At 46.6% G+C, this 22,654-nt stretch carries 19 protein-coding genes and 6 tRNA genes; 8 read left to right on the top strand and 17 right to left on the bottom strand.

The annotated features are described in order from the left end of the window. Positions 1 to 471: 471 nt before the first annotated feature. Together CR164_RS07940 and secG are read right to left on the bottom strand one after the other, a co-directional pair. Positions 472 to 547: transfer RNA gene (locus CR164_RS07940), tRNA-Lys, on the bottom strand. 26 nt (positions 548 to 573) lie between these two features. Beyond that, the gene (gene secG, locus CR164_RS07935) at positions 574 to 924 is read right to left on the bottom strand and encodes a preprotein translocase subunit SecG (RefSeq protein WP_110023399.1); all 351 of its coding nucleotides are present in this window, start codon (positions 922 to 924) and stop codon (positions 574 to 576) included. A gap of 106 nt (positions 925 to 1,030) precedes the next feature. Between secG and CR164_RS07930 the strand changes: the two genes are divergently transcribed. Both CR164_RS07930 and hisB read left to right on the top strand, forming a co-directional pair. Further along, entirely contained in the window at positions 1,031 to 1,273 is a 243-nt protein-coding gene (locus CR164_RS07930; RefSeq protein WP_110023398.1) for a DUF2905 domain-containing protein, read from the top strand. A gap of 8 nt (positions 1,274 to 1,281) precedes the next feature. Continuing rightward, positions 1,282 to 1,884, top strand: coding sequence for an imidazoleglycerol-phosphate dehydratase HisB (gene hisB, locus CR164_RS07925; RefSeq protein ID WP_110023397.1), 603 nt, complete (start codon positions 1,282 to 1,284; stop codon positions 1,882 to 1,884). A 110-nt stretch (positions 1,885 to 1,994) separates the two neighbouring features. Here hisB and rny read toward each other — a convergent pair whose 3' ends face one another. The 13 genes from rny to CR164_RS07860 all read right to left on the bottom strand — a co-directional run bounded on the left by rny (position 1,995) and on the right by CR164_RS07860 (position 14,660). Beyond that, the gene (gene rny, locus CR164_RS07920; RefSeq protein ID WP_110023396.1) at positions 1,995 to 3,569 is read right to left on the bottom strand and encodes a ribonuclease Y; all 1,575 of its coding nucleotides are present in this window, start codon (positions 3,567 to 3,569) and stop codon (positions 1,995 to 1,997) included. A gap of 302 nt (positions 3,570 to 3,871) precedes the next feature. Next, positions 3,872 to 4,135, bottom strand: a complete 264-nt coding sequence (locus CR164_RS07915) for a cell division protein ZapA (protein ID WP_110023395.1) — start codon at positions 4,133 to 4,135, stop codon at positions 3,872 to 3,874. A 7-nt stretch (positions 4,136 to 4,142) separates the two neighbouring features. Continuing rightward, positions 4,143 to 4,433 (bottom strand): hypothetical protein, encoded by a 291-nt coding sequence (locus CR164_RS07910; protein ID WP_110023611.1) that lies wholly within the window; start codon positions 4,431 to 4,433, stop codon positions 4,143 to 4,145. 11 nt (positions 4,434 to 4,444) lie between these two features. Next, positions 4,445 to 6,856 carry a phenylalanine--tRNA ligase subunit beta gene (gene pheT, locus CR164_RS07905; RefSeq protein WP_110023394.1) on the bottom strand — a complete coding sequence of 804 codons (2,412 nt, stop codon included), beginning with the start codon at positions 6,854 to 6,856 and terminating at the stop codon, positions 4,445 to 4,447. A 161-nt stretch (positions 6,857 to 7,017) separates the two neighbouring features. After that, a tRNA-Glu gene (locus CR164_RS07900) sits at positions 7,018 to 7,089 on the bottom strand. A gap of 157 nt (positions 7,090 to 7,246) precedes the next feature. Next, a tRNA-His gene (locus CR164_RS07895) sits at positions 7,247 to 7,322 on the bottom strand. Positions 7,323 to 7,345: 23 nt separating this feature from the next. Next, positions 7,346 to 7,419: transfer RNA gene (locus CR164_RS07890), tRNA-Arg, on the bottom strand. Positions 7,420 to 7,453: 34 nt separating this feature from the next. Continuing rightward, positions 7,454 to 7,526 (bottom strand) — tRNA-Pro (locus tag CR164_RS07885). A 179-nt stretch (positions 7,527 to 7,705) separates the two neighbouring features. Continuing rightward, entirely contained in the window at positions 7,706 to 9,139 is a 1,434-nt protein-coding gene (locus CR164_RS07880; RefSeq protein WP_239994505.1) for a TolC family protein, read from the bottom strand. Between the two features lie 69 nt (positions 9,140 to 9,208). Beyond that, on the bottom strand, positions 9,209 to 12,361 hold the full coding sequence (locus tag CR164_RS07875; RefSeq protein WP_110023393.1) for an efflux RND transporter permease subunit: 3,153 nt from the start codon (positions 12,359 to 12,361) through the stop codon (positions 9,209 to 9,211). 106 nt (positions 12,362 to 12,467) lie between these two features. Next, positions 12,468 to 13,631 (bottom strand): efflux RND transporter periplasmic adaptor subunit, encoded by a 1,164-nt coding sequence (locus tag CR164_RS07870; RefSeq protein ID WP_110023392.1) that lies wholly within the window; start codon positions 13,629 to 13,631, stop codon positions 12,468 to 12,470. 33 nt (positions 13,632 to 13,664) lie between these two features. Continuing rightward, complete coding sequence (locus CR164_RS07865; protein ID WP_110023391.1) at positions 13,665 to 14,111, bottom strand: MarR family winged helix-turn-helix transcriptional regulator; 447 nt, start codon at positions 14,109 to 14,111, stop codon at positions 13,665 to 13,667. A 114-nt stretch (positions 14,112 to 14,225) separates the two neighbouring features. Further along, positions 14,226 to 14,660, bottom strand: coding sequence for an NUDIX hydrolase (locus tag CR164_RS07860; RefSeq protein ID WP_239994504.1), 435 nt, complete (start codon positions 14,658 to 14,660; stop codon positions 14,226 to 14,228). Between the two features lie 172 nt (positions 14,661 to 14,832). On the opposite strand from CR164_RS07860, the gene CR164_RS07855 reads away from it, so the two are divergent. From CR164_RS07855 to ahcY, 3 genes are all read left to right on the top strand, one after another. Continuing rightward, positions 14,833 to 15,810 (top strand): sugar phosphate nucleotidyltransferase, encoded by a 978-nt coding sequence (locus tag CR164_RS07855; RefSeq protein ID WP_110023390.1) that lies wholly within the window; start codon positions 14,833 to 14,835, stop codon positions 15,808 to 15,810. Between the two features lie 363 nt (positions 15,811 to 16,173). Further along, positions 16,174 to 17,385: a methionine adenosyltransferase gene (metK, locus tag CR164_RS07850; RefSeq protein ID WP_110023389.1), complete on the top strand. Its 1,212-nt coding sequence runs from the start codon at positions 16,174 to 16,176 to the stop codon at positions 17,383 to 17,385. Positions 17,386 to 17,422: 37 nt separating this feature from the next. After that, the gene (ahcY, locus tag CR164_RS07845; protein WP_110023606.1) at positions 17,423 to 18,838 is read left to right on the top strand and encodes an adenosylhomocysteinase; all 1,416 of its coding nucleotides are present in this window, start codon (positions 17,423 to 17,425) and stop codon (positions 18,836 to 18,838) included. Between the two features lie 375 nt (positions 18,839 to 19,213). Here ahcY and CR164_RS07840 read toward each other — a convergent pair. Further along, a tRNA-Gln gene (locus tag CR164_RS07840) sits at positions 19,214 to 19,285 on the bottom strand. 177 nt (positions 19,286 to 19,462) lie between these two features. Here CR164_RS07840 and CR164_RS07835 point away from each other — a divergent pair. Next, positions 19,463 to 20,125 carry a phosphoribosylanthranilate isomerase gene (locus CR164_RS07835; RefSeq protein ID WP_110023388.1) on the top strand — a complete coding sequence of 221 codons (663 nt, stop codon included), beginning with the start codon at positions 19,463 to 19,465 and terminating at the stop codon, positions 20,123 to 20,125. On the opposite strand, the gene CR164_RS07830 is transcribed toward CR164_RS07835, so the two are convergent. Beyond that, positions 20,122 to 21,099, bottom strand: a complete 978-nt coding sequence (locus tag CR164_RS07830; RefSeq protein WP_110023605.1) for an alpha/beta fold hydrolase — start codon at positions 21,097 to 21,099, stop codon at positions 20,122 to 20,124. The two genes, CR164_RS07835 and CR164_RS07830, sit on opposite strands and share 4 nt — an antisense overlap. Before the next feature lie 189 nt (positions 21,100 to 21,288). On the opposite strand from CR164_RS07830, the gene CR164_RS07825 reads away from it, so the two are divergent. After that, positions 21,289 to 21,738, top strand: a complete 450-nt coding sequence (locus tag CR164_RS07825; RefSeq protein WP_110023387.1) for an arsenate reductase ArsC — start codon at positions 21,289 to 21,291, stop codon at positions 21,736 to 21,738. A 140-nt stretch (positions 21,739 to 21,878) separates the two neighbouring features. Next, positions 21,879 to 22,574, top strand: a complete 696-nt coding sequence (locus CR164_RS07820) for an MIP/aquaporin family protein (protein WP_110023386.1) — start codon at positions 21,879 to 21,881, stop codon at positions 22,572 to 22,574. The last annotated feature ends 80 nt before the right edge of the window (positions 22,575 to 22,654 follow it).

Here is a 22,654-nt window from a genome sequence, read left to right as displayed (position 1 = left end):
AGGTTTCTTCATAGGAAACCTCTTCTTCTCTTTCTTTCAAACTGTCAACCTGTGTTGACATGAAGAGCCCCAAAACTCAGTGAAGATCAAAAAACCAGGTCGCCTTGCCGCTTCATATCGTTGAGGAAGCCGATTTAAAACCGAATGACATACGAAATCACCTGTATGAGCGAAGTGGTAACGTTAGCCCCCGACGTTTTCGACATTGTCAGGCCGTTCATTCAGGCAATCGATTCCGGGCGAATCTTCAGCATCATAGGAAATACCGCTATCGCAGAAACGGAGCATACTTATCCCGTAGCACTCCACCTTTCTGAACCTGCTTTTTCAAAGTTTTTTACAGGACTAATATCGGAGTATCCCCCATTTTCAGGAAGTAATTATTTCAAGGCAACTTTTTATCTTAACAAACAACGCCCCCTTTTTAAAAACAAAAAAGCTTACAGATTTCCACCTGTAAGCCTCTATTTTTGGTGCGTTCGGAAGGAGTCGAACCCTCAACCCACTGATTAAGAGTCAGTTGCTCTACCACTTGAGCTACGAACGCATACCATAAATTCTTTTGCCGTTGACTTATTCAGCCGTTTTTTCCGGAACTGCTTCAGGCACGGCATTTTCTGCCGGAGCCGGGGCCGGAATTGCTGGCAGCTCTTTCTGCAAGATGCTTTCCCTGGTATCTATAGATGCTTGCCTGGAAGGCAGTGTGAACTGAACGACAAAGCTGAGCACCATAACCGTACCGGCAAGAATTGCCGTTGTCTTGCTCAGAAAATCGCCTGTCCTCCTGACCCCGAGATTCTGGACAGTACCCAGGCTCGCCATTCCACTGGTTAAACCACTTCCCCCTTTAGGGTTTTGCAAAAGGACAACCCCAATGAGCAGGATGGACGATAACAGAATCAGAACAACAAGAAAAACGTGCATAATCCCTCAGGATGTTGTTAATTTAAAAAGGTATTCACCCAAAAATGTACCTTCTTTTTAAATCACGAAGGGCTTAATTTAGCAACTTTCGGAAAAAATCCAAGCCGTGTTTACCGAACTCGGAAAACTACTTGTCGTCATCGGAATCATTGCTGTTGTTTTCGGAGTACTTCTCATGACATTTCAAAAGACCGGAACTCCGGATTACATGCGCTGGTTTGGCAATCTCCCTCTTGACTTCAAAATAGTCAGGGACAATTTCAAACTTTATTTCCCTATCGGCACATCAATCGTTCTTTCGGTTATTTTAAGCTTTTTACTTTATCTTGCCAATAAAATTTTCAGATAGCCCATTTTATGTCCGAAAACGCAAACGAGAACATCCGCTCTGCAAAAGTTAAGCGTAAAACATTCGAAACCGATATCCAGGTTGAACTGAACCTTGACGGCTCAGGACAGCACTCCATTGATTCAGGCGTGGTTTTCCTCGATCACATGCTGGCAAACTTCAGCAAACACTCCGGCATCGATCTCACACTGCACTGCAAAGGAGATACGGAAGTCGACGACCATCACTCAGTTGAGGACATCGCCCTCGTCATGGGCTCGGCAATGCTGGAAGCGTTGGGAGACAAAAAAGGCGTTCAACGATACGGCTGGTCGATGATACCGATGGATGAAGCTCTTGCGCGTTGTGCCCTGGATCTTGGAGGAAGAAGTTACTGTGTTTTCAAATGCGACTTCAACCGACCCGATATCAACGGCTTTTCAACCGAAATGATCGAGCATTTTTTCCTTTCACTTTCCCGAACGCTACAGGCAAACATTCACCTGACCGTTCTCGAAGGGAGCAATACGCACCACAAGATCGAAGCTCTTTTCAAGGCGTTCGCATACGCACTCAAGCAGGCCGTTTCAATTACAGGGACATCTGTCCCCTCCACAAAAGGAACACTGTAAATGAATGCTGAGTGCTTCAACTAAGAACTTAGAACTAAAAAGGGCCGGCACGCCGGCCAGCCCTTTGTCGATTTTTCTGAACTTGTTACTCGCCTCTCGTCACTATTCCCTCACTTTGCGAATGCAACCGAGCGTTTCTCCCTGATGATGGAAATCTTGATCTGACCGGGATAATCGGCCTCTTCCTCTATCTTGTGAGCTATATCGTGAGCGAGGACATCTGCCTGTGAGTCGTTGACATTTTCTCCCTCGACAATAACCCGGATCTCTCTTCCGGCCTGGAGAGCATAGGTCTTGATGACTCCCGGAAAACCTTTAGCAATTTCTTCCAGATTTTCGAGACGCTTCACGTGACCTTCAGGCGTCACAGCACCCCTGCCACCCGGCCGTGAAGAAGAGATTATATTGGCAGCTTCGATAAGAGCTGCAATAGGGCTCTCTTTTTCGATGTCCCCATGATGAGCGGCAATGGCATTGAGTACAATCTTTGATTCCCTGAATTTCTGAAGATATTTCATTCCTGCAATAGCATGAGGCTCTTCGCTCTCCGGAAGAACAAGCCCGATATCATGCAGTAATCCTGCACGTTTGGCCTGTTTTGCATCGAGCTTGATTTCAGCGGCCATGAGACCTGCAAGCATGGCCACTTCACGTGAATGCTGCAAGAGATTCTGACCGTAAACCGTATGGAATTTCATTTTTCCTATGTGAGAAACAAGCTCGGAAGGCATATCGGGAATTTGCAGTGATGACAGAGTTTCCTCTCCCGTGCTCATGATAACGTCATCGATCTCTTTTTTCGCATCCTCATAGGCCTTCTCGATCGCGACCGGATGAATAACTCCATCGATGAGTAGTTTTTGAAGAGTCAGTTTGGCAAGCTCACGGCGTAAAGGATCGAAACAGGAAAGGATAACGACTTCAGGAGTATCGTCAACAATGATATCGACCCCGGTTGCATTTTCGAAGGCTTTGATGTTTCTGCCTTCACGTCCAATAATACGGCCCTTGAGTTCGTCACTCTGAATGTGAACAACCGAGAGAGCACTTTCAGTCGCCTGTTCGAAAGAAACACGCTGTATCGCAGTCAGCAATGTTTTTTCAGCGATCTTGTTCGCCTCCTGCTCCGCTTCTTCATGAATTTTGTGTATCGTTTCCGTCGCTTCTTCCCTTGCAACCGCAACCATATTCTCTATCAGCTTCTGCTTCGCCTCTTCAGCCTGAAGGTTACCAATCGCTTCAAGTTTCTGGTTCTGCTCGGCAATAATCCGCTCCAGATCACTGTTTTTACTTGCAACCATCTCCCTGTCATGCTCAAGCCCCTTGAGTTTTTCGGAAACCTTTTTTTCGCTTTCCTTAAGGTCCTGACTCTGCCGCTTCACATTATTTTCTTTCTGGCGGATCTGTTTCTGAAGCTGATTGAACTTGTTGTTCTTTACCGTAACATCTGCATCGAATTCTCGTCTTCGTTTTTTCCATTCCTGATTCACTTCGGCGACTTTCAGATCTTTGTATTCATTCGCTTCTTTCTGGGCCTCCTGTACGATCTGAACTGCCCGCTCTTCTGCTTCAAGCACTTTTGTCGTTCCGATCTTCTCAAGCAGAAAACGACCGATAAAAAACCCTACGCAAAAAAACAGAAGTGACGCAATAACTATTAAAACAAGATTAACGACAATCCCCATTAAATTCTACCTCCTTTGTGCGCCCGTTGTCCGATAAAAAGGGCACTTTTTAATGCAAAAAAAAATCCGCACCTGCAGGGATGTGTAAGATTTAAGAACCCGTATTCAGTACGGTGGGCGCCTCCTTCAGATTTTTTGCTTCCTATGGGATCCCGTCTCCGGAATCCTCTGAACCCTTGAGTTCAGCAAGGCCTGCAATCCAAAAGAAGAGTACAGCTCCCAGTTCTTAAGTGTTGGTTCTTTTACTTACAAAACACCCCTGTAATCGGTGCGGATATTTCTTCTACTTCTAATGTAAACGATTAGAACGAATTTTGCTCAAGAAAAAGATTAAGCTGGTCGATTTTTTTTTCCATCGATGACAGCTTCGCCATAAGTTCGTTTTTCTTCTCTGCAAAATGAATTGCAGCGAGTACCGCAAACTTTTTAACCTCCAGGTCCGGAGCTTTCCCGGCGAACTGTTGCATAACCTCATCAACCTCAAATGCAGCCTGTTCCGTCGATTCGCGACTCTCGACCCTTAACGGATAGTTATCACCAAAGATGTTGACATTTATTTTTTCCATCAACCTCTTAACCCGGCATCTCGTTTCTTAGCTCAATTTCTATTCTTTGCAGGATCATAACCAGTTTCTGTCTCACCTGTACTTTTTCCTCGTAGGAAAAACCATCGACCGCTCCTCCTTGCCCGCTTCCCGAAACAGAAAGCTTGCATGATCGCAATATCGACTGAAGACTCGTAATTTCAGCCTGCAACATTTCATTTTGTTTCCGGCAATCAGTCAGCTGTTCAACAATCTGCTCAACCCGTCGTTCAAGCAGATCAAGACCAGAACTTTCGCTGCCTTCTATGCGTTTCTCCATACCTTTACGCATCAAACTTGCCGAATTACCGCACCAAGCCTGCTTTCTGCATTTTCCATGACTTTCTGGAGAATCTTTTTGACTTTTTCTTCTTTAAGAGTTCCAGAGTGATCTGTAATATTCAGAGATAACGCAATACTTCTTTCTACCTTCCCGCCACTGTTTTCCAGCTCCCTTTCGAAAAGATCGAATACCCGAACGCTACTGATCAGAACGTCACTGGTTTTCACACAATCGACCAGCTTCTGAACCTCCAACCCTTCAGGAAGTATAAATGAAAGATCTCTTTCAACAACCGGGTACCTGGAAGGGGGCTCGTAACAAACATTCAAGGTAAAACTGCGCTCGAGAACCTCCGTATCGATTTCAGCAACGAAAACCGGCTGATCTATATCAAATGCCTCAAGCAACTCAGGCGCTATCTGCTGAACTTTCCCGGCATGCAATTTCAGGGTTTTATCTTCTCCCTTCCAGTCACATGTAATGGAAAGCGTGCTTTCATTATAAATATTCAATGATGATTTATCAAGCAAATTCAATTTACCCAACAGCATCTCCACTGAACCTTTCATATCGAAAAAATCAACCTGTTCTTTTTTCCGAGCCCAGTTTACCGGATAACGACTTCCGGTGATGGCAAAAACAAGCTGTTCTTTTTCTGTCATGCTTTTCGCGGCATCGTCCTCTTCATTCAAAGTGAAAAACGAGTGAGCCACCTCGAAAAGCCGCATATTCCTTATCCCATGTTTGATATTATGGGATATTACCTTAAGCATTGTCGGTACGAGAGAAGGACGGAGAACTTCAAGACCTTCGCTGATGGGATTCAACACCGGAACCGCCTGCTGTTCGAACTGCAAAGCATCACGCTTTGTAATCAAAGGATTTGTAAGAATTTCCCTGAACTGCAGGCCGATCATAACAGAGCGAAGATAGTCAGGGAAATATTCGGGATTTTCCCTTGACTGGGGATAGCTTGCCACCATCCTTTCTGAAGCGGCAATATTGTTATACCCTTCCAATCTGGCAATCTCCTCGATAAGATCGATTTCCTGCTCAACGTCGACTCTAAAGGATGGAACCGTAAATATCAGGTTTTCGTCTTTTTCATTGGCTGTCATGAAAAAGCCGATATACTCCAGCATGGAAACCATTTTTTCCATGGGTATCGAACAACCAAGAATTTCATTGGCTCTTTCAGGACGTAATGCAACCGTTATGCTGCCGGGAGGAACCGAACCGGCCTCTTCCGCTTCGGTGATCTCTCCCCCTGCAAGCTCAAGAATGAGCTTGACCGCACATTGCGCCGCAAAACGTACATTTCCCGGGTCGATCCCCCGCTCAAAGCGATAAGCCGAGTCACTTGTCAATCCAAGAATTTTCGAGGCTTTTCTTACCACGCCTGGAGAAAAATATGCCGATTCAAGCAATATATCGGTTGTTGCTTCGCTCACAGCCGAGTCATAACCACCCATGATACCTGCTATGGCTACCGGCTTTTCCTGGTCACAGATAACCGGCATACCCGGTTGCAGTTCATAGGCTTCCTGATTGATAGCAACGATTGATCCGCTCACATCGGTTCTCACCTGTACGCTTTCTCCTTGCAGTTTCAACAGGTCAAAAGCATGAAGAGGCTGACCGAGAGCATGCAAAACGTAGTTGGTAATATCGACAATATTGTTTTTGGGGCGAAGCCCTATACTTTCAATTTTCTGTTTTAACCATGAAGGAGACTCCTTCACCGCTGCATTGCGGATAACGATACCGGTATAATAGGGACAGGCGTCGGAGTTTTTTATCGTTACAAGATTTTCTGAACCTGAAAAGTCTACATTACAGGCTTCCGGCAATGCCACCTGCGCAGTTCCTACCATCTCTCTGGCAACCCCAAGATGTGAAAGGACATCCGGACGATTCGGCGTAACCGCAATATCAAGTATGGTATCGGCATCGAGATACGACGCGACAGGCCGGCCTATTTCGCAATGCTCCTCGAGCACCATAATCCCGGAGTGGTCGTCAGACAAACCAAGCTCATCTGCGGCGCATATCATTCCGAACGAACGTTCACCGCGTATCTTGGATTTTTTTATGGTAAAGCTGTCGCCTTCGGGTGTTTCAAGCTTTGCGCCGATCATTGCGACCGGAACAAGTTGACCTTCGGCTACGTTGGATGCTCCGCAAACAATTTGCAGCGGCTCGACCTCGCCTGCATCGACCTGGCATATCTTCAGACGATCGGCATTCGGATGCGGTTTGACCTCTTGAACCTTTCCAACAACAACAAGAGAATCGGGCAATTTCTTCGTAATGACATCCTCGACTTCAAGTCCGAGAAAGGTAAGTTGATCGACAAGGGAAGAAATATCTGAAGTTATGGAGGGAACGAAATCCTTGAGCCAGTTTACGGAGATTTTCATGAGAAACCCGTTTCTGTATTAATAACAAAAAAGCTCTGATCGAAAATCGAACAGAGCTGTACAGAAAAAAAGCTATCGTCTCCGATAATCCGGCAAACCGAAATCATACAACACCGATCCTTTCTCATAAAATCAAGCCGGATCTCGTGAGAGATAGTATGTGACCCCAACGGGATTTGAACCCGTGCTACCACCTTGAAAGGGTGGTGACCTAACCACTAGTCCATGGGGCCATCAAGGAGACACCTCTATTTATTTGTTGCGCACCATGATTACTTCGTTGGTCGGTGCTCGAACTCCTCATGTACTCTGTGTACACTCCGGATTCTGCGCTCCGTCCGCCTTGTACTCAAGGCGCTCACGACAATAAATAAATAGAGGCACCCAAGAGGGTGAATGAGGGGACTCGAACCCCCGACCTCCAGGGCCACAACCTGGCGCTCTAACCAACTGAGCTACAATCACCATTAAAAATGGTATACATCATTGCATGCCCGACTGGACTCGAACCAGTAACCCTCAGCTTAGAAGGCTGATGCTCTATCCAATTGAGCTACGGGCACAACTAAGCTCTTACCAATGAACACTCCATATCTGTCGGGGCACCGAGACTCGAACTCGGGACCTCCTGCTCCCAAAGCAGGCACGCTACCAGCTGCGCCATGCCCCGCTCTGCTGGAAGGCTCTTAATATAGCACTCTGACGTTTAGAAACAAACTCTTTTTGCTCTCCCGGGCAAAAAACTTTCAGCTTTTCCAACGCCACAGGCAATTCAAGAATTCCACAATGTAACAAAAACAAAAAATCCCAAAACAGCACAACAATCAGGGCTCGTCTTAACGCAACCGCTCAACGCGAATCGCTCCCGACTGCATCTTCTTCGGTAACCAGCTTTCCTGCAAAGCGTTTCAGCCTCAGTTCAAGTATTTTGGCATCATACCCTGCCGAAGCGATGCTTTTTCTTGCATCGATAAGGTTGAGTTGGGCTTCCCTGAACGCTGTTGTCGTCAACTGTCCGAGAACATACAACTCTTTCGAACGCCGGAAATTCAGTTCAGCCGTTTCAAGGTTTTTTTTCTGAAATTCCAGAATATCGAGGTTGTTCAAGTACTCCTGCCAGGTATCTGCAACCTGCTTTTCAAGCTCACTGAGAGCTTTCTGCTCGAGCAACTTCTTGTTTTGCAGTTCTATACGGGCATTTTGACTATTGATACTCGATTGAAAACCGTTGAACAAATTGAAGTCCAGTGTCAAAGCCGCCGAAAAGTCCCCTGACAGATCATCCGTTCCCGCATCGAATCCTGTTTCGGTATTGCTGAAACCGTAACCAACCTGAACACCCACCTCAGGAAAAAAGTCGGCCCTTTTTATACCAAGCTCATATTCCGCCTGTTTTACCGACTCCCGAGCGATCAGATATGCTGAAAAAGACTGTTTTGCACCCTGCAATACCTCTTCTCTCCTGAGGTTCTTATCGAAAGAAACATCTTTCTTGACACTCAAGGATGTATCAACGGGACGATTCAGTAAAAGATTCAATGCGCGATTAGCATTGTGCATGTCAAGCATCGCATCTTTCCACGACACACTGTCTGCATTGACATCTACCGATGCCGACAGCACTTCAAGAGTGTTTGCCTGTCCATACTCCGCCCTGAGACGTGCGCGTTCAAGACGGTCCCTGGATATGGCAAGAGCTTCTTCAGCAACAACAACCTGCTCGGTTGCGTTTGCAAACTTATAAAATGCCTCACTCACTTCCAGAATAACACCTTCAATGGTATTGCGCGCCTGAAACCTGCCAATTTTTCCTGCACTTTTGAGCTTTCTGAACGTATAAATGTTACCCAACCCGTCAAACAAGGTATAGTTTGCCTGCAAGGTTACACTTGTCGTGGTAAACTCATTGAACCCGGGTGATGAGGTCTTCTCATTATCCTGGTAGTTCATCGATCCGACAAGATCGATTTTCGGCAGCAAGCCTGCATTTCCGATGTTGACATTGTTGCTGCTGATCTCTCGCTCTCCCCTGGCCACCTGGATATCCTGATTGTTGGCAAGAGCCTCGACAACGGCATCCTCAAGGCTCAACCGTTCCGTAGCCGACAATGATGAAACCAGAAAAACACCGAGAAACAACAACACCCCGGCAAACACCAGACTTACACAGGAAATAGCACGTCCGATTCTTCTTGCCATAGCCTCTTCTTTTTTTACTTCCTGAAACCCTCTTTTCCTGTTACGATCATTATTCTTCTTTTTCCGTCCCTCTTTCCCCGGCATGCTTTGTTCCAACTACAGTGACAATTCATTATCGCCATGCATCTACCGCTGTATGCTGTGCCTGACAGTCTACTTTTCCGACTCTTCATTATCGAACGGTTCCCGATGCATTATTGCAGGTTCAACTGCTTCGGGCAATGGCTTTTCTCCTTGTAAAAGTCCTATGACCAGCACTTTCGCGCGATTGAGCAAAACCAGGAGGGCTGGCAGCATTACAAGCGTCAAGAGTGTACCGAACAACAACCCGTATGCAACCGAAATAGCCATTGGACTCAGGAACTGTGCCTGACGGCTTTTTTCGAAAATCAGCGGGCCGAGACCAGCTATGGTCGTCAGTGATGTAAGAACAATCGGCCTGAAGCGGCTGAGCCCCACTTCATAAATCGCGTCGGAAAACTTCTTCCCTTCCTGCAAACGGCTGTTGAACGTGTTGACAAAAACCAGGGAATCGTTGATAACGATACCGATCAAAGCGATAACGCCGAAAAGTGAAAGAATGCTCATCAGATACCCTTGTATGAAATGCCCCCATACAACCCCGACAAGACTGAATGGAATCATGAGAAAAACAACAAAGGCCTGTAGAAAAGAACGGAAAGAAAACACCACCACAAGAAACATCATCCCGAGAACAACCGGAAAAACACTCTTCATTGAATTGGTTGTCTTGTCACTTTCCCGGCTTTGTCCCTCAAAGTCATAGCTTACATCCGGAAACGCTTCCAGGAGACCAGGCATGATCTGTAAATCGATGCGTTCGAGCAGGTTGGGAACCGACTCTTTCGAACTGACAATATCCGCTTCGATTTTCACCACTCTCTGAGCGTCGATATGGTTTACCGAAGATACCCCCCGCTGTATCCTGACATCAGCAAGTGCACCGAGAGGAAACGCTCTGCCGTCATGTAGCCGAATGTCCATCCGTTCCATATTCGCGACCGATTCGCGATCGGTCTCGGAAAACCTCACCCAGACTTTCACCTCATCGATCCCCCGCAAGATTCTCTGAACCTCGTAACCGAAAAAACCGCTCCTGACCTGATTCATAACGTCAGACTCACTGAGACCGAGCGACCTTGCCCTATCGTTAAGCGTGATGCGAACTTCTCGCAAACCGGGCGGATCGTCATCGATGATATCCTTCAGTTCCGGCATTTTTCTCAGTTCTCCTTCAAGATACTCCTTGGCACCTCTCAACTGTGACAAGTTATCGCTTTTAAGCGCTATCGAAACCGGCATTCCCCAAAAGCCACCTGTTCCGACCTGCAGTTTTTCAGCACCGGGAATTATGCCTATTTTTTCCCGTATGGCATTGGATACCTGCATGCTCGACCACTCACGGTACCGCCCCTCGAGCAATGTAATCCTGAGGCCTCCCTTATGTGCATCCGGTCCGACGCTGCGCCCTATGGCTTCGACGAGATCAAGCCCGTACTCTTGCTTGTATTCCTCACTTACCTCCCGCACATTCATTTCCATACGAGCAAGCAGGCTGTCGGTTACTGTTTGGCGTGTTCCCGCAGGCATTTCAAACGTCAGTTCCACATTATCGAACTCGAGATTTGGGAAAAAAGTCAGCTTGACAATCCCCCCCTGCAGTGCACCGATAGTGACAAGCATCAGAGCAACGGGTATGACAGCTGTAACGATGGGATTATTGATACTGAAACGCAGGACAGGCGCATAAAACCTGTCCCGTTGAAAGCGTATGAATGCTTCCGATTTTCGTAAAAGCCATGTCTTTTTTTCAGCTCCCCCCCGCAGAGCCTTGGAATGGGCAATATGGCCGGGCAGAATGAAAATCCCCTCGACAAGGGAGATAAGAAGTGTGGCTATAACGACAAACCCAATGTCCCTGAAACGTTCTCCGAAAGCTCCTTCAAGGAACAGAAAGAGCATAAAAAACACAATGGTAGTCAGCACCGCCGCTATAACCGATGGAAGCACATCCATGGTACCCTTAACTGCTGCATCGAGCGGTTTCAAACCTTTTTCATGCTGCTGATAAATGCTTTCCGCAATAACGATACCGTCATCGACCAGAATACCGACAACGAGGATCATGGCAAGCAGGGACACAACATTGATGGTCAGCCCGTAAAAGGTACCGAGCATGAACATGCCTGCAAATGAAAGGGGAATTGAAAGTGCAACCCAGAAAGCCATTCTCGGGTTCAGTGAAAAAGAAAGGAACAGAATAACGAGAATACTACCGATCAATCCGTTGTTCGTCAGAATATTTGCACGTTCCTGAACAATGCCCGACCCATCTCGCAACAGGCTGACCGATATATCATCATGTTCCCTGTCGAACGTTTCCATGTAAGCCGCAACCCGACCGGCAATACTGAACATGTCCTCGTCGCTGGTCTTTTCAATATCGATTGTCACCGATGGCTTCCCATCGAAGTAGGTCCTGTTCGGATCTTCCGACCAGCGATCTTTGATCACAGCAATATCTCTCAAAAGAACGACACCCCCTGCAGCTGTAGTCCGGACCACTATATTTTCAACATCGATGGCATAATAACCCTGATTATCCAAGCGGATCAGGAGCTCTTCCTCCAACCCCTTGATAGTCCCGCCGGTAATCCTCAAATTGGCCTCACCTACAGCAGAAGCCACTTCATCGAATGTCAAACCATAGGATTTCAGCACATCCTCGCGGACACTTACCTCAATTTCTTCTTCAGGAAACCCGCTTAACGTAATCTTCGAAATACCTTCATTGTTGCGCAACTCGCGCTCAATCCTTCGGGCGTAGGTTTTCAGGACCTGCAGTTCCACATCACCGTGAATGGAATATGCCACGACGAAGTCGGTCATCTCCCTTTTGTATATCCTGATTTTTTCCAGTCCTACAGGAAAGGAGCTGATCTGGTCGACGGCATTACTCACCTCTTGAAGCAACACATTCGCATCGTAGTTCTGAAGCAGCTCAACGGTAATCGTAGCGGTGTTTTCAGCGGAAACGGAAGTCACCCTTTCTATTCCGGTTACGCCTTTGAGTTCATCTTCTATTTTGAGAGTGATGCCTTCTTCAATCTCTTCGGGTGAAGCACCAGGGAAAGAAGCAACGACAAAGATGGTGTGAGACGGGACTTGAGGGAAAAACGTCGTTTTCATCCCATTGAAAGCAAGAAACCCGAAAAGGAAAATCGCCAGAAAAACCGCATTGCCGAGAACCGGATACCTGATAAATTGCCTGATAATTCCTTTCACAATCCAGAATCAGCTTTGAGGCACCTTGCAAAAACAGCTTTCCCAGACGAACCGGAATGCGTGGCAACATGCCCTTTTGTTATAGAATATAATATCATATCCCTTTTCACTTCGAACCGGACGGGTCCTCTTCCTGCACTGTCGCTATCGACCCAGATATAACCATACCACTGAACAGCCCTTCCACAGGTTCAGCAACGATCTCAGTGCCATCCGGAATACCGCGGACAATCGCCATTCGTCCGTCAACCGAAACAACGTCCACCGGAAGCAACAGTACAACAGAATCTCTCAATGCAAACACACGGTTCTCATTATCGAGCAGTTCACGGGCTATAACCGATGCATCCTCTACCGGCACGTTCAGAGATGCGGAAAGATACATACCATCTTTCAAACGGGAATCATCGAGAAGCACATAAACCCCAACGCTCTGCGTATTTGGATCGATCGCATCGTTAACGCGGGCAACCCTTGCCTCTATCGAGCCGTTAAAGTCATCGGATGAAAGTGTTATGCGGTCCCCCTTCCGAATGAACGCCGCCTCTCGAACCGGTGCTGACAGTTCCAGCTCGTATGCAGTTGTAGCCGCAAACTCCCCAAGCTTTTGCCCATTGCGAACCAGAATACCAGGATTTGCTTCCGAAACAGTAACGACACCATCAAACGGCGCAAGGATGCTGTACTTGGCCAGAGTCTCTTCCATGCTGCGGACAGCATAAAATTTAGTGTAGATATTCCTTGCCGCCACATAATTTCTCAACCTGTCATTTGGTGCCGGAGGCAAAGGACGCAGGGGCTTGACGATACTGAAATTATCCAGGTATTTTTTCCATGGCCCGGCATACCCTGGAAAATCAATCAAAAGATCCGGCATGAGTAACGTAAGCTCATTGAGCAATGAACTTTTTTCTGCCAGAACCGTATTGCGGTAAACACTATCCTCGATCCTGAGCAAGACGTCTCCCTTTGCAAACCTGCGTCCTTCTCTGAACGGTTTTGCCCCATCGACAAACACACCGGTCACTTCGGCGTATATCTCGATTTTTTTAAGAGCGTCAACCTTTCCGTTCATTTTGATGACCCTCTGCACCTGTTGGTTCGTTATCTCTACAACAGGAACCTGACTGTCCCTTTTTGGAACAATCCGTTCCGTTTGCTGTTGTTTTCCGGATCCGAGCAACCGCCCTATAAGGATACCGGCCACAACGATAATCGCAGCATAAGCGTAGGGCTTGAACTTCAAAAGAATCGGGTGTTTTTGTTTCATAACTGACTGCTGTAGCTTCTGCGGATTACCTTTTTAGATTTTCACAGCGTTTTCCCTCAGCTTCGCAAGAACCTCAAAGACAACCCTGATATGCTCTTTTTCGATCCCTTCAAGCAGATGCTCGTTGAGAAGCTTAGCTTTTGGAAAAACTTTTTTTACGAGTGTTTTTCCTTGAGGCGTAAGATATGCAAGATTTGAACGACGGTCATGCTCGGCTTTTTTTCTAACCGCAAGTTTCTTTTTTTCAAGACTGTCGAGAATGCGTGTTATCGTTGCATCATCCTTCAGAACACTCTCGGCAATAACACTTTGACTCAATCCGTTTTTGGAATGCAGACGAGCAAGCACGGCAAACTGTTCAGGCGAAATGTTTTCTGCATATTTTGTAATCCTGGCAGCAAAAACCCTCCGAAGAATATTTGAAGTAATCCCTACCTGATAGCCGATAAGTTTTTTAATTGCATCTTTTTCTTCAACCATATCAATTTATTTGATACTTAAATATTTGAGATTGCAATTATAAAATAACCCGGCAATTAAAAAATCAAACACCTATAGAGTTCTGACGAAGGTTTTTCAACATGCGGATCCTCCCTACTCTTTTTCCAGACGGTTGAAAAAAGTTTGTAGTATCTCTGCGAGCGCATCGTTATCAATCATCTCAATGGCTTTGCTCAGAGAGACAATTCTGCGTTTCCTGACATGCATCTCTTCCCACCTGTCAAGCAATTCCTCAACATAGAATGGATAAACACGAACGGTACAAGTTCCTCCCCATTTTGGATAATCATAACGGCCAAGCTCTTTTTTCCTGACATTGCCGACAACACCAGCCTCTTCGTAAGCCTCTTTTGCAGCCGAATCATGAGGAGACATATCTTTTTCGACAATTCCTTTCGGGATGGTCCACCGCTTGGATTTCCTGGCGGTAATCAGTACCACCCTTCCATTCAGAACAGGCACGACCCCCGATTGGTTATAAAACCACTCCGGCTTTGACGACATGACATTATGCTCTTTTACGTTCATATTATTCCCTTTTCTCAAGAACCGGGTAAACCGGATAAGCACGAGCAACAATACAAAAAAACCTTATTAGAGTCGACCCTTAGGGTGAAAAGAGATTTTATTTTTTTATCCTTTAGTAAACTGGTATTTGTACAACGTCCAACAACCCCTTTTAACAAACCCGTTACATGCCATGAAAGCGATAATACCTGTTGCAGGAGTCGGTTCGAGATTACGTCCGCATACCCTTTCTCAGCCAAAAGTTCTTCTGAATGTTGCCGGAAAACCGATCATCGGCCATATCATGGATAAACTCATCGCTTCAGGTATCGATGAAGCAATTGTCATCGTCGGCTACCTCGGCGAGATGATAGAGTCCTATCTCAGTGAAAACTACAATATTCGTTTAACGTTTGTCAATCAGCAGAAACGCCTGGGGCTCGCTCATGCGATCGGAATGTGCAAGGAGCATGTCAATAATGACGAACCGGTGTTCATAATTCTCGGAGACACCATTTTTGATGTTGAGCTCTCGGGAATACTGAACAGTCCCTCTTCCAGCCTGGGAGTCAGGGAGGTGGAAGACCCCAGCAGGTTCGGCATAGCCATAACCAATAACGGCCGCATTGTAAAGCTTGTTGAAAAACCGAATGAACCGGTAGGCAACCTCGCAATCGTGGGACTCTACTATATCAGGAACTCGGATTCGCTTTTTGCCTGTATCGACAGTCTGATCAGGGAAAACATAAAAACAAAGGGAGAGTATCAACTGACCGATGCCTTACAGATGATGCTGGAAAAAGGTGAGTCTTTGACGACATTTCCGGTCAACAACTGGTATGATTGTGGTAAACCCGAAACGCTTCTCTCGACAAACGAAATTCTTCTGAAAAGCCATAGTACCGAATCGTCTTTTCCCGGCTGCATTATCAACAAGCCGGTGTTCATCGCGAAAAGTGCGCAAATCGACAATGCCATCATCGGCCCGAATGCGACAATAGGAGAAAACACCGTTATCAAGGATGCCTTCATTAAAAACTCTATCGTTGGTAACGACTCGAATGTACAGCACGTTTTTCTCGACAAATCAATCATCGGCAACAATGCATCTCTGTCCGGCCACGCTCATGAGGCAAACATAGGAGATTTTTCAGACATCAAACTCCGATGAGTCGACGATCGAAACAACATATCGCATTTATACCCTCGTCTTCCGTTTGGAATACAAACCTGACAGTGTGAACGACACCTTTCGCACCGCCAGAGGATATCGCGAGGGACACAATAAATTAACGGAGGCCCCCTTGCATGAGTAGTTCCGAATGATTACATTGTGCACTTATCCGGCATCCCCATTACCTATGGACACGGTGCCGAAAGCTTCCGCCAAGATTTTGCCGGAATGCTTGTACCCAGGGTTTTCCGTGTCCAGTCTGCTTCTTAAATCCAACGTACACGCCAAACCCCTTGTAAGACAAGCAAGAGCTTTTCTTGTAGTTCTTGTTGTTACGGTAAACAATAAATATCAACGAAAATGACACAGTCAAGATACTTCTTTACTTCAGAGTCTGTATCAGAAGGGCATCCGGATAAGGTTTCAGACCAGATCTCCGATGCAGTATTGGATGAATTTCTTCGTCAAGACCCGAATTCCCGTGTCGCATGCGAAACATTTGTAACCACCGGTCAGGTCATTGTCGGTGGAGAAGTAACGACAAAAGGTATTGTAGATATACAGAAGCTTTCAAGAAAAGTCGTCGAACAAATCGGGTACAACAAAGGCGAATACATGTTTGAAGCCAATTCCTGCGGTGTACTCTCAGCGCTTCACAGTCAGTCACCCGATATTAACAGAGGAGTTGACCGCAAAGAAGAAATTGAAGACGAACTCGACAGAGTCGGTGCCGGCGACCAGGGAATGATGTTCGGTTACGCTTGTACCGAAACCCCGGAACTGATGCCTGCCGCCATACAGTACGCTCATGCACTGGTTAAAAAGCTTGCCGATATCCGCAAAGCCGGCGAAACAATGACATACCTTCGTCCGGACTCGAAAAGCCAGGTAACTCTTGAATATATTGACGGAGTCGCAAAAAGAGTCGATGCAGTTGTTGTTTCGACCCAGCATGACCCTGAACCGGAAGGCTGCAGCGAACAGGAATGGCAGGACATCATCAAAAAGGATATTATCGAAAACGTTGTCAAAGAAGTCATTCCTGCAGAAATGCTCGACGAGAACACCAAATTTCATATCAATCCGACAGGGCGCTTCGAAATCGGCGGACCTCATGGTGATACCGGTCTGACAGGACGCAAAATCATTGTCGATACTTACGGTGGTGCCGCTCCTCACGGTGGTGGCGCATTCAGCGGCAAAGATCCATCAAAAGTAGACCGTAGTGCAGCCTATGCATCACGCCATGTTGCCAAGAATATCGTAGCGGCAGGCCTTGCTGAAAAGTGTACCGTTCAGGTTTCCTATGCAATTGGTGTTGCCCGTCCCGTTTCAGTATACATCGATACACACGGTACAGCGGTAAACGGCCTCGGTGATGCTGAAATCCAGGAAAAAGCCGAACAGATTTTCGATCTCAGACCCGCCGCAATCATTAGCCACTTCAGCCTGGACAACCCTCAAGGTTGGTGTTACCAGGATACGGCTGCTTACGGTCATTTCGGTCGTTCTGTTTTCCCATGGGAAAAAACCGATAAGGTTGAAGAATTGAAGCAAGCATTTAGTCTGTGATTCTATATTTCAAAGCAAAAAACACACTATCACTATGATGACAACTGACACTGAAGTACTCAACTACAAAGTGGCAGACATCTCTTTAGCCGACTGGGGGCGAAAAGAAATTGAAATCGCAGAAAAAGAGATGCCGGGCCTGATGGCTACCCGTCGGAAATACGCGGGCAAAAAGCCATTGAAAGGAGCCCGTATTATGGGTTCATTGCACATGACGATCCAGACCGCGGTCCTGATCGAGACCCTGGTTGATCTTGGTGCCGAAGTTCGCTGGGCAAGCTGTAACATCTTTTCGACTCAGGACCATGCCGCAGCTGCAATCGCGGCTGCAGGAATTCCGGTTTTTGCCTGGAAAGGGGAAACGCTCGAAGACTACTGGTGGTGCACCCGTCAGGCATTGTCTTTCGCAGACGGAAAAGGCCCGAATGTCATAGTCGACGACGGAGGCGATGCAACCTTGATGATACATCTCGGTTACAAGATCGAGAATGAACCCGCGATGCTTGATAAAACACCTGGCAATGCCGAAGAACAAGCATTGTACGGTCAGCTCAGAGAAGTTTTCGAGGCCGATAACCAGCATTGGCACAAGATTGCTCCTGAAGTCAGGGGCGTCTCCGAAGAAACGACAACAGGTGTCAACAGGCTCTACCAGATGATGGAGAAAGGGGAGCTCCTCTTCCCCGCCATCAACGTCAACGACTCGGTCACCAAATCAAAGTTCGACAACCTTTACGGATGCCGTGAATCACTTGCCGACGGCATCAAACGCGCCACGGATGTTATGCTTGCCGGCAAGGTAGTTGTCGTTCTCGGTTACGGGGATGTCGGTAAAGGCTGTGCCCATTCAATGCGCTCTTACGGAGCAAGAGTTGTTGTTACCGAAATCGACCCTATCTGCGCTCTTCAGGCAGCCATGGAAGGCTTTCAAGTTTCCACCATGGAAGACGCCATCAAGGAAGGCAACGTTTTTGTTACCACAACCGGCAATAAAGACGTTATCACGCTCGAACATATGACGCAGATGAAAGATGAAGCCATTGTCTGCAACATCGGGCATTTCGATAACGAAATTCAGGTAGACAAGCTCAACAGCTATGCCGGTGCGAAAAAAACAAACATCAAGCCGCAGTTCGACAAGTATACCTTTGACGACGGACACTCGATCTATCTGCTTGCTGAAGGTCGCCTGGTCAATCTCGGCTGTGCAACCGGCCACCCATCGTTTGTTATGAGTAACTCTTTTACCAATCAGACCCTGGCACAGATCGAGCTCTGGACGAAAGAGTACGCGACAGGGGTATATTGTCTTCCGAAAAAACTCGATGAAGAGGTTGCACGACTACACCTCGAACAGCTGGGAGTCAATCTTACCCGACTTTCACAGGAACAGGCCGATTACATCGGAGTTCCCGTAGACGGACCATACAAGCCCGAGCACTATCGATACTGATTCAGGCTCTTGCTTTTACCGTAAAAAAAGCTGTACCGGCAGAACCGGTACAGCTTTTTTATTTAGCGTCGCAACACATTCATGCAAACGTCCAGGTCTACCGTTTCGTAACGAACCTGATCCGGCACCCATACGAAATCACGAAATACCAGGCTTGCCTATCGTTTACCTTGTAAGCAAGGAGATACAGGACAACGAAGAGACTCCCAGGGTCGAGCTTCGCTTGCCCGAGGATGACAGGTTGAGAGAAGTTACCGTTGTATTGCACCTTACAAGGAAGCCTAAAAGGACGATAACATTGGAAAAAGCGGAATGATGAATGACTGCTTGTTATAAAATACGAGAGGCTGCCTTTTCGAGGCAGCCTCTTTTTTGCTGGGGCGGCAGGATTCGAACCTGCGAATGTCGCCTCCAAAGGGCGATGCCTTACCACTTGGCCACACCCCAGTATTGTATCACTAATGTCACTGACGCCAAGCGGAGGAAAGTATAAAAAGAATAAGTTAAAACTAAAAATCCCTTTTGTTCAAAGCTACCTATTTTTGCGCTTTTGCTATACTTTTTTAATTTAATTTTTTGCTGTTTTTACATTTCATCTTTGACCACCTCCTACCCGGCCGCTCTATGACAAGAATTAAGATTTGCGGAATAACGAACCTCGATGATGCCCTTGCCGCAAGTATGGCAGGAATCCATGCTCTCGGGTTCAATTTCAGCAAATCAAGCCCGCGCTATATTCACCCAAAAGACGCACGAAAAATCATCGATGGACTCCCTCCCTTTGTTTCCTGTGTCGGAGTATTCGTCGAGCAGGAACCGGCTGAAATCAATGCCATATGCAAAAACTGTAACCTCGACCTGGCTCAGCTCCACTCCGAACGCTATACTCCGGAAACAGCCCTCGCGATTACAAGCGCAAAGGTCATACGGGTATTTCGAGCCGGGCCGGACTTCTCGATGAAAGAAGTCATAATGTTTGCCGAAAAAACCGGATTCAGGTCATTTCTTTTCGACGCCTATCGTCCAGATCAGGCTGGAGGAACAGGAACCACTATAGCAAAACAGACAGCGCAAAAGATCTTCACGAAGATGGAAAGTATCGGCCATGGTATACTCGCCGGCGGGCTCAACCCTCTGAATGTTACAGAAGCAATTCGGACAGTCAAACCTTATGCAGTCGATACCGCAAGCGGAGTGGAAGAATCACCTGGGAAAAAAGATCATCAAAAAATCATTGATTTCGTCCACGCTGTCAAAAAAGCCGAAAAAGCACCCTCGATATCCTAAAAAGATACATTTTCAGGCATACAATGTTTGATGTGCTCGAAAATCAAACCACCTGCAGTCTCAGGAAGTTCAAGCGTGATAAGATGTCCGCAAGCCGGCACATTGACAAAAATGCCTTTCCGGCAATACCCAGCAAGTTTTTTGGTGTTCTCAGGGGTCATGATGCTGTCTCCGTCACCGGCCGCAAACAGTACCGGAACCTGCAAAGCCTCGACAAAACCAACGAGACTTTCCGTAACCTCCATGGAGGTTATCTGGCTTGTTGACTGTTCAATGGCTTCAGGAGCACAAAGAGCGAGACTTTCAAAACCAATCTGAACATCATGGAACAAGACGGTATTGCGGGAAAGTACGAGACGGGCAAATACATACGCAGGCAACCACCAAGTGATTTTCCGTAAAAGATTATTGAATGTGAAATTCAATGTTGCCGGCGCCATCTTTTCTACAAAGCGGTTGTTCTCAAGATAACCGAAATTGAAAAACGCCATCGAAAGAATCTTTTCAGGGCGTTGCTTTGCGTAATGAAGCGCGATAAAAGGGCCGAATGAAAATGCCGCAATATGAAATTTTTCAAGCTTGAGCTTGTCTACAAGTGCCTCAAGGTTTTCGGCAAAAGAATCTATCGAATAATCATTTCGGGGATCATTATCCGACCAGCCATGCCCTTTGAGATCATACGCAATGGTTCTTATACCTCTTTCATTAAGAAAGCGGATAATATGATGCCACCACATCCACCAGCAATCCCAACCATGAACAAGAAGAACAGTCTCACCGGTAGAGCCCGGTCCCGAATCATGATAGTGGTGAACGACTCCGTTCAACTCGATAAAACAGCTTTTTGCGATTAAACCCTTCTCGTACTCTACATTCAGGGAATCTTCCCGTTTCCCGGCAGCCTCACGTTTGTTGAGCTTTTCACGATAAGCCAGAAATTTCTCCGTAGGCTGCGTTATTTGTTCTTCTGTCACAATTACCACGTTACTTACAAAATGTTTAAGAGTGAAATATATGGTCTTTATCGTAAAACCGAGCCTTTTTTATACGCCTTAAATTTGTTACGGAGTTGAAAACTTTACTATTACCATGCAACACCCGCACCATTCTTTTGTATCATGTTAGGCGGCATTTTCTCGTCATAACAGCTTTTTCATCGACTTATGCATAAAATCAGGATTCTTTTTCTTTGCACCGGCAATTCCTGCAGAAGTCAAATGGCCGAAGGCTGGGCACGATATTTGCATGGGGATATTTTCGAGCCCTATTCTGCGGGAACCGAAATACACGGCATGAATCAGAATGCAATCCGTGTCATGACCGAAGCAGGGATAGACATATCCTCACACCACTCAAAAAACGTTGAAGAAGTGCAGAATATTCCGTTCGATGTGATCATTACGGTATGTGACCATGCACATGAAAATTGCCCGTTTTTCCCCGGATCGGCAAAGCGCATCCATGCCGGATTCGACGATCCGCCACGTCTTGCCCAATCGATAAACGATCCGGAGAAAAAACTCGACTGCTACCGGAAAGTTCGTGATGAAATCCGGGATTTCATCGCACAGCTACCCGATGCCCTCCAAACCGTTTTTCAAACCCAGGGCTAAATTCTTGACATTATCGCAAATGCAGCCTCAGAGTAAAAGCCATACCTTTCATCATATCATTCCTTGGGAAGAATGATGCCGAATCCGGACAATACCGTTTACTTATCGATATAACCTTATTACGTTCTATCAATTGAAGTATGTTCAGTTCAAGAAAAAATACCTGCATAGCCGAAACGATCGGTACTTTTGCGCTGGTCTTTGCCGGTTGTGGCGCGATCATCGTCAATGACCTGTTTGGAGCACAGCTTGGCCATACTGGAATCAGCATGGTTTTCGGTCTCACTGTCATGGCAATGATCTACTCGATCGGAAACATTTCCGGAGCCCATATCAACCCTGCTGTCACTTTGGGTTTCTATTTTGCCGGGAGAATACAAAAGCAGGAGATTCTACCCTATATCACCTGCCAGTTTATCGGCGCTCTTCTTGCTGCAGGGTTGTTAAAACTGCTTTTCAGCTCCCATGAATCACTGGGGGCGACACTTCCTTCAGGGGGACTAATCAATGCCTTCGTTCTTGAGGTTGTTCTCTCGTTTTTTTTGATGTTCGTCATTCTGAACGTGTCAACCGGTCATATGGAAAAAGGTATTATGGCTGGCGTGGCTATCGGCGGCACTGTTGCCTTTGAAGCCCTTATGGGTGGTCCTGTGAGCGGTGCTTCGATGAACCCAGCCCGCTCTCTCGGACCAGCGCTTGTTTCAGGAAACCTCTCCACCCTCTGGATATACCTCACTGCACCGATCATAGGTACCTGGCTTGCACGTCCGACTTGCCGCATGATACAAGGCAATGAATGCTGCCACGTAAAAGACGAAACAACAGGTAAGGAATAACGATAGCCTGTATTTTTTTGTTTTTATTTTTTTCATATATTTGATGTATCAAATATTGATATATCAAACAAAGAGCCCGG

This window comes from Prosthecochloris marina, assembly GCF_003182595.1.
GTDB classification, from domain to species: domain Bacteria; phylum Bacteroidota; class Chlorobiia; order Chlorobiales; family Chlorobiaceae; genus Prosthecochloris; species Prosthecochloris marina.
The sequence above is the reverse complement of the archived record's forward strand: the minus strand, read 5'-3'. Positions and strand labels throughout refer to the sequence as shown.

Coding starts and splice junctions, on each gene's coding strand:
- secG (WP_110023399.1), bottom strand. CDS start 924: ATGCACGTTTTTCTTGTTGTTCTGATTCTGTTATCGTCCATCCTGCTC.
- hisB (WP_110023397.1), top strand. CDS start 1,282: ATGTCCGAAAACGCAAACGAGAACATCCGCTCTGCAAAAGTTAAGCGT.
- rny (WP_110023396.1), bottom strand. CDS start 3,569: ATGGGGATTGTCGTTAATCTTGTTTTAATAGTTATTGCGTCACTTCTG.
- CR164_RS07915 (WP_110023395.1), bottom strand. CDS start 4,135: ATGGAAAAAATAAATGTCAACATCTTTGGTGATAACTATCCGTTAAGG.
- CR164_RS07910 (WP_110023611.1), bottom strand. CDS start 4,433: ATGGAGAAACGCATAGAAGGCAGCGAAAGTTCTGGTCTTGATCTGCTT.
- pheT (WP_110023394.1), bottom strand. CDS start 6,856: ATGAAAATCTCCGTAAACTGGCTCAAGGATTTCGTTCCCTCCATAACT.
- CR164_RS07880 (WP_239994505.1), bottom strand. CDS start 9,139: ATGCCGGGGAAAGAGGGACGGAAAAAGAAGAATAATGATCGTAACAGG.
- CR164_RS07870 (WP_110023392.1), bottom strand. CDS start 13,631: ATGAAACAAAAACACCCGATTCTTTTGAAGTTCAAGCCCTACGCTTAT.
- CR164_RS07865 (WP_110023391.1), bottom strand. CDS start 14,111: ATGGTTGAAGAAAAAGATGCAATTAAAAAACTTATCGGCTATCAGGTA.
- CR164_RS07860 (WP_239994504.1), bottom strand. CDS start 14,660: ATGAACGTAAAAGAGCATAATGTCATGTCGTCAAAGCCGGAGTGGTTT.
- CR164_RS07855 (WP_110023390.1), top strand. CDS start 14,833: ATGAAAGCGATAATACCTGTTGCAGGAGTCGGTTCGAGATTACGTCCG.
- metK (WP_110023389.1), top strand. CDS start 16,174: ATGACACAGTCAAGATACTTCTTTACTTCAGAGTCTGTATCAGAAGGG.
- ahcY (WP_110023606.1), top strand. CDS start 17,423: ATGACAACTGACACTGAAGTACTCAACTACAAAGTGGCAGACATCTCT.
- CR164_RS07835 (WP_110023388.1), top strand. CDS start 19,463: ATGACAAGAATTAAGATTTGCGGAATAACGAACCTCGATGATGCCCTT.
- CR164_RS07825 (WP_110023387.1), top strand. CDS start 21,289: ATGCATAAAATCAGGATTCTTTTTCTTTGCACCGGCAATTCCTGCAGA.
- CR164_RS07820 (WP_110023386.1), top strand. CDS start 21,879: ATGTTCAGTTCAAGAAAAAATACCTGCATAGCCGAAACGATCGGTACT.